This is a genomic window from Nonomuraea sp. JJY05 (assembly GCF_043496855.1).
In the GTDB taxonomy this organism is placed as follows: Bacteria; Actinomycetota; Actinomycetes; order Streptosporangiales; family Streptosporangiaceae; genus Nonomuraea.
On record NZ_JBIEIS010000042.1, the window covers coordinates 106,179 to 112,277 of the forward strand.

Annotated in this window: 6 protein-coding genes; all 6 read left to right on the top strand. The window is 71.9% G+C overall.

What is annotated here, in order from left to right; all coding sequences use genetic code 11:
* Complete coding sequence (locus ACFKCF_RS46745; protein ID WP_394501835.1) at positions 1–2,304, top strand: glycosyl hydrolase family 95 catalytic domain-containing protein; 2,304 nt, start codon at positions 1–3, stop codon at positions 2,302–2,304.
* Positions 2,305–2,415: 111 nt separating this feature from the next.
* Positions 2,416–3,135, top strand: coding sequence for a carbonic anhydrase (locus ACFKCF_RS46750; protein ID WP_394501836.1), 720 nt, complete (start codon positions 2,416–2,418; stop codon positions 3,133–3,135).
* Positions 3,136–3,473: 338 nt separating this feature from the next.
* Complete coding sequence (locus ACFKCF_RS46755) at positions 3,474–4,904, top strand: MFS transporter (RefSeq protein ID WP_394501837.1); 1,431 nt, start codon at positions 3,474–3,476, stop codon at positions 4,902–4,904.
* A complete protein-coding gene (locus ACFKCF_RS46760) occupies positions 4,879–5,085 on the top strand; it encodes a hypothetical protein (protein WP_394501838.1) in 207 nt (68 codons plus the stop codon). Before ACFKCF_RS46755 ends, ACFKCF_RS46760 begins: the two co-directional genes overlap by 26 nt.
* Positions 5,086–5,241: 156 nt before the next feature.
* Positions 5,242–5,535 (top strand): hypothetical protein, encoded by a 294-nt coding sequence (locus ACFKCF_RS46765; RefSeq protein WP_394501839.1) that lies wholly within the window; start codon positions 5,242–5,244, stop codon positions 5,533–5,535.
* Positions 5,536–5,667: 132 nt separating this feature from the next.
* Positions 5,668–6,099: peptidoglycan DD-metalloendopeptidase family protein (locus tag ACFKCF_RS46770; protein ID WP_394501840.1), on the top strand; the 432-nt coding region annotated here is incomplete at its 3' end.

Sequence of the window (6,099 nt, forward strand, 5' to 3'; positions counted from 1 at the left end):
ATGTCCGCACGCCACCTCATTCAGCTGCCCGCTCCCGCCGCCCACTTCCACGACGGCTTCCCCCTGGGCAACGGCGCCCTGGGCGCGATGCTCCACGGCAGGGCCGGCACCGAGCGCTTCGACCTCAACCTCGACACGCTGTGGTCAGGTGGCCCGTTGCCGGCCGAGGAGGGGCCCGCGCCCAGCAGGCTCCTTCCGGAGCTGCGGGAGGTCATCCGCAAGGGCGACTTCCTCCAGGCGGACGCCCTGGCCAGGCGCATGCAGGGGCCCGGTTGGACCGAGTCCTACCAGCCGCTCGGCCGGCTGGACTGGTGTTACGCCGCCGGCAGCCGGGGCGACGCCTACGGCCGGGAGCTCGACCTCGCCCATGCGATCGCCACCACGCGCTACCACGGCGACAGCGGCCCGGTCGAACTCTCCGCCTTCGTCTCGGCACCCGCCAACGTCCTGGTCGCGTCGGCGACCGGTGACGGCCCGCTCGCGTTGCCTTCGTTCACCAGCCCCCACCCCGGCGTCCACGTGTCCGAGTTCGACGCGGATGGTGCCCGGTGGCTGGTGGCCACGGGAAGGGTGCCGGCGCACGTCGTACCCAACTATGTGGACCGGCACCCCGCGACCGTCTACGCCGACGACGAGCCCGGCCAGGACGGGACGGTCGCCGCCGGCATGGGCTTCGCCGTCGCCGTGGCGCTGCAGCGGACCGCCTCCGGGGAGGTCCGCCTCATCGCCTCGGCGGCCGGCGGTTTCCGCGGCTTCGACCAGCGTCCCAGCGCCGATCTCGCGGCGCTCGCCGAGGAGGCGCGCGGGCATGTCGCATCCGCGCTCACCAGCAGCACGCAGGAGCTGCGGGCCGGGCACATCGAGGACTACCGGGGCTACTTCGACCGGGTGGACCTGGACCTGTCGGACTCTCCGGAGGCCGCCCGCGCCGAGCTCTTCTACCACTACGGCCGCTATCTGCTGATCTCCAGCTCGCGCCCGGGCACCCAGGCCGCCAACCTCCAAGGCATCTGGAACGCCGACGTCCGCCCCGGCTGGAGCAGCAACTACACCACCAACATCAACGTCGAGATGAACTACTGGCCCGCCGAGCCGACAGGGCTGCAGGAGTTGCACGGACCGATGCTGGACCTGATCCGCGACCTGGTCACCGCCGGCGCGACCACGGCGGACCGCTACTACGGGGCCGCCGGATCAGCCGTGCACCACAACACCGACATCTGGCGCTTCACCACGCCCGTGGTCGGCGAACCGTGGTTCACCACCTGGCCTTCCGGGCTGCTGTGGCTGGCCGCCCACGCGTGGGATCACCGGGAGTACGGCGGTGACGGCGACCTCGCGCTCCCGGTCCTGCGCGCCGCGACCGAGTTCGCCCTCGACCTGCTCGTCCCCGACGAGAACGGCCGGCTCGTGATGAGCCCGTCGACCTCGCCGGAGCACCGCTTCCTCGTCGAGGACTCCCACGCCGCCACCTCCGAGGGCGCGGCGATGGATCAGGAGCTCATCCGCGAGGTGCTGACCCGCTACACCCGGCTGGCCTCTGACGCCCTCGCCGAGCGCGCCCGCTCGGCGCTGGCCCTGCTGCGTCCGGTCGCCGTCGGCGACGACGGCGCGCTCCTGGAGTGGTACGACGAGCGGTCCCCGCACGAACCCGGGCACCGGCACGTCTCCCATCTCTACGGCCTGTATCCGGGCACGCGCATCACCGAATCCGGCACTCCACGCGACTTCGACGCCGCCCGGCGCGCGCTGCGCACACGGCTGGAGAACGGCAGCGGCCACACGGGCTGGAGCCAGGCGTGGATCCTGTGCCTGGCCGCCCGCCTGCGCGACGCCGAGCTCGCCGAGCGGTCGATCTCGATCCTCCTGGACGAGCTCAGTTCCGAGTCCCTTCTCGACCTGCACCCTCACCCCAACTGGCCGGGCGGCAACATCTTCCAGATCGACGGCAACTTCGGCGCCGTCGCGGGCATGACCGAGCTGCTCGTCCAGAGCCACGAGCAGCTGATCGGCCTGCTCAAGACGCTGCCACCCAGCTGGCACACCGGATCCGTACGCGGCATCCGCTGCCGTGGCGGCCACCGCGTCGACCTCACGTGGACCGACGGCACCCTCACCGGCGCCACGATCACGGTCGGCGACGTCGAGGAGGTGGTGGTCGAAGTCCCGGACTCCACCCCACCGCTCATCGTCACCGACGGCCGCCGGATCCCCGTCCATGAGCTGCCCGGCGCTCCCGCAGGACGGCGACGCCTCAGCTGGGCCACCACTGCGCACGCCCGTTACCACCTCGCCCCCGAATGAGCCGATCGGCACAGGCGGTGTCCGGGAACCTCAGGGCCCAGGTTCCCGGAGCTGTGATGATCGTTACATAATCTGGCGCATCAACACGAGAGCGGCACATACTCCTGTTCCATGCCAAATCACATGATCAACCGGCGGGCACTCCTGCGCGCCGGCATCCTCACCGGGGGCCTCCTGACCGGGGCGGCCTCCGCGGGAACCGCCGTATTAGCCCGCACCACTCCACCGGCGAACGGGACCGCGCCGGACCAGCCTCCCGCCACCCCGGACCAGGCCTGGGCGACCCTGCGCGAGGGCAACCGCCGCTGGGTGGACGGCGCCGCCACCCACCCGCACCAGGACGCCGCCCGGCGCAAGGAGGTCGCGCAGAAGCAGGACCCGTTCGCGGTCGTCTTCTCGTGCATCGACTCGCGGGTCTCCCCCGAGTTGGTCTTCGACACCGGGCTGGGCGACCTGTTCGTGGTCCGCACCGCCGGGCAGACCATCGACCCGCTGGTGACAGGTGCCGCCGAGTACGGCCCGGCCGAACTCGGCACCCCGCTCGTCGTCGTGCTCGGCCATCAGCGCTGCGGAGCCGTCACGGCCGCCGCGGAGTCGCTGCACGATCACAAGAAGCTGCCCGGCGAGCTGAACACGATCGCCTCCGCCCTGCGTTCGGCCTACACGCGTTCGGGCGGCGACGTCGACAAGATGATCCGCATCAACACCGTCGACGTGGTGAAGCAGCTCAAGAAGGACACGCTCTTCGCGCCTCGCATCGCCAAGGGCGAGCTCAAGGTCATCGGCGCGTACTACTCGATCGACACCGGCGCGGTCACCCGCCTCGTCTGACCGGGCGCGCCTCGGCGTCCGGTTCCAGCGCCTTCACCCCGGCTCGGCCGATGCCGGCCGCGGTGAAGCCGCCGTTGGCCGCTTGAGCGTGGCAGGCGTTCTCCCCACCCTGCCCGTGGTGGCCCGCACCGGCTCGCCTTCTGGAAACCGTCCGCCCCGGCCATGTCCGCGCGTACGGCGGCCGGCAGCCCACGGTAGGTCTCGCACGCACGCTCGAACGCCAACCCGTAGCCGATCCGAAGGAATCCATAACTCCACAGCCCCAGGGTGAGGGTCAACCGATCGCCGCACCGCGGTGTTCTTTCCGACGTCCCTCCCCCGGTCCTCTGGAGCCCTTCATGACTACCCGCCGCTGGGCGGCACTGCCCGTGCTGCTGATCGCGGTGTTCGTGACCACGCTGGACTTCTTCGTCGCGAACCTGGCCGTCCCGTCCATCCGCGCCGACCTGCGGGCCGGTGACGCCACGGTGCAGTTCGTGGTCGCCGGGTACGGGCTGGCGTACGCGGCCGGGCTGATCACCTCCGGGCGGCTCGGCGACCTGTACGGGCACCGGCGGATGTTCCGCACCGGGCTGGCGCTGTTCACGCTGGCGTCGGCGGGGTGCGGCCTCGCGGACGAGGCGGCCTGGCTGGTGGCCGCCAGGGTCGCGCAGGGCGCCGCGGCGGCGCTGCTCGCGCCGCAGGTCCTCACGCTGATCGGGGAGCTCTACCGGGGCGCCGACCGGGCCACGGCCTTCCGCTGGTACGGCACGGCCGTCGGCCTGGCCGGGGTCGGCGGCCAGGTCATCGGCGGTGTGCTGGTGGCCACCGATCCGCTGGGGCTCGGCTGGCGGGCCTGCTTCCTGGTGAACGTACCCGTCGGCGCCGCGGCGCTGGCCATGACGGGACGCCTGCTACCCCGGCCCCTGCCGTCGCCGCCCCGGCGAGTCGCACCGCGCACTCCCCGGGCCGGGCTCGACCTGGGCGGGGCCGGGCTCGTGACCGCCGGGCAGGTGGCGATCGTGCTGCCCCTGATCGAGGGCCGCGAACAGGGCTGGCCGCCGTGGGCCTGGTGGTGCCTGGCCGCGTCCGGCCCGCTGATGGTCGCGTTCGTCCACCGTCAGCGGCGGCTGGCGACCTGGGGGCGGATCCCGCTGCTCGACCTCGACGTGTTCACGGACCGGACGTTCGCCTGGGGCCTGGTCGCCGTGGCCCTGCTGTTCGGCACCTCGGCCGGGCTGTCGTTCGTGCTCGCCCTCTACCTGCAGGACGGCCTCGGCCTCGACCCGCTCACCGCCGGAGCCGTGTGCACCGCGCTCAACGCGGGCTTCTTCGCCGCCTCCCTCCGCCCTGGACGCTTCGGCGCGCCCGTACTGCTGCTCGGACTGTGTCTCCTGTACGACGTCGTGGCGCGCGCGGCGCAGCCGTACCAGGTGGCCATGGCCCTCCTCGTGGTCGGAGCCGGGATGGGACTGATCATGTCGCCGCTGCTCTCCTCGGCGCTGTCGGCCGTACGCCCCGAGCGGGCGGGAGCCGCGGCCGGGGTGCTCGGAACCGTTCAGGAGACCGGCGGCGTGCTCGGCGGCACGATCACCGGCACCGTCTTCTTCGGCACGCTGGACGGCGGCGACTGGCGGTCCGCGACGCTGGCGGCGCTGTCCGTGCTGGTCGCGGGCGCCCTGGGCGTGCTGGCCCATGCCGTGCTGCGTCCCCGCCCCCGACCCCCGGCGACGACGCCGGCAGAGCGGCACGATCGCCAACTGGATGGCCTGGAATGCCCGCGACCGTAGCTTGAGCCGGCTGCCGGCCGAGGGAATCGCCGAGGCGCCCGGCGACGCCGGCCCGCTCGAGGCGATCGCCGCCGGTCTCGAGCGCGCCTCGCTCGCGATGGGCCCCATGAATCGCGAGCTCGCCGGGTACGTCCTGGCGGCCCTGGCCGAGCTGCGTGCGGCGAGCGCATCGCTGGGCTGACCGGACGACCTCACCCGCTCATCGGCTGCTTGCGCACCGACCGAGACATCAGGTTCAGGAACGACATGAGCATCGACGGCGTCCCCTCCCTGCCCGTCAACTGGTGACCGGAGGACACTTCATGGCCGACCTCAGGTTCGCGGCAGGGTCGCGAAGGTGGTGGTCAACGACATCGGCGTCGCCGTCGGCTTCATCGCCTGGGTGGTGGTCGAGTTGCGGGTTCGCGCGGCGCTGGTGGACCGGCGCATGCTCGCCGGCAGGGGCGTGTGGACGACCGACATCGCCGCAATCGCTCGCGCGGGCACGCTCGTCGCCGCCCTCCGCTCCCCGCCCGCAGACGTCCATGCCGAATACGGGCTGTTCACCCACCATGACGGCGCGTTCCCCTGCGCCGGGCCCCTTGCGGAACACCCGTTGAGTGCAGCGTTCAAGGTAGAAGGGCTTTTGTAGCTCTTTTGGATGTTCTTTGTACGTGGGGCTCCCAATCTTGATCACCGCAAGAGCGCTTTGCAAGGTCAATGGTCAAGATTCGCGGCGCCAGCCGGGGCATCGCCCCTCCGGCGCGCGCAGAAAGGTATCCGCATGAGAACCAGAGGGGTGCTTACGGCCGGGTTCGCCCTGCTCTTCAGCCTCACGACCGGTCCGATCGCGGTGGCATGGGCCGCCCCGACCCCGTCTCCGTCGCCGACCTCCTCCTCCACCGAGGACGAGGGCGAGATGGGCAACCCGGCCAACCAGGTGGACGTCCCTCCGGTCTCCACCCTGGCGGCGCCGAGCTTCCAGCTCCCCTTCCCCTGCGGCCAGACCTGGACGGGCAACTCCAGCAACAGCAGCGCGCACAAGTCGTACGAGATCGACTTCAACCGGGGCAGCACCGCCGATGCCGATCGCGGTGACACCGTGGTCGCCGCCGCGGCCGGCACCGTGGTCATCTCCGCCCACCAGGGCTCGACCAACGGCTACGGCAACCTGGTCAAGATCGACCACGGCGGCGGCTGGAGCACCTACTACGCC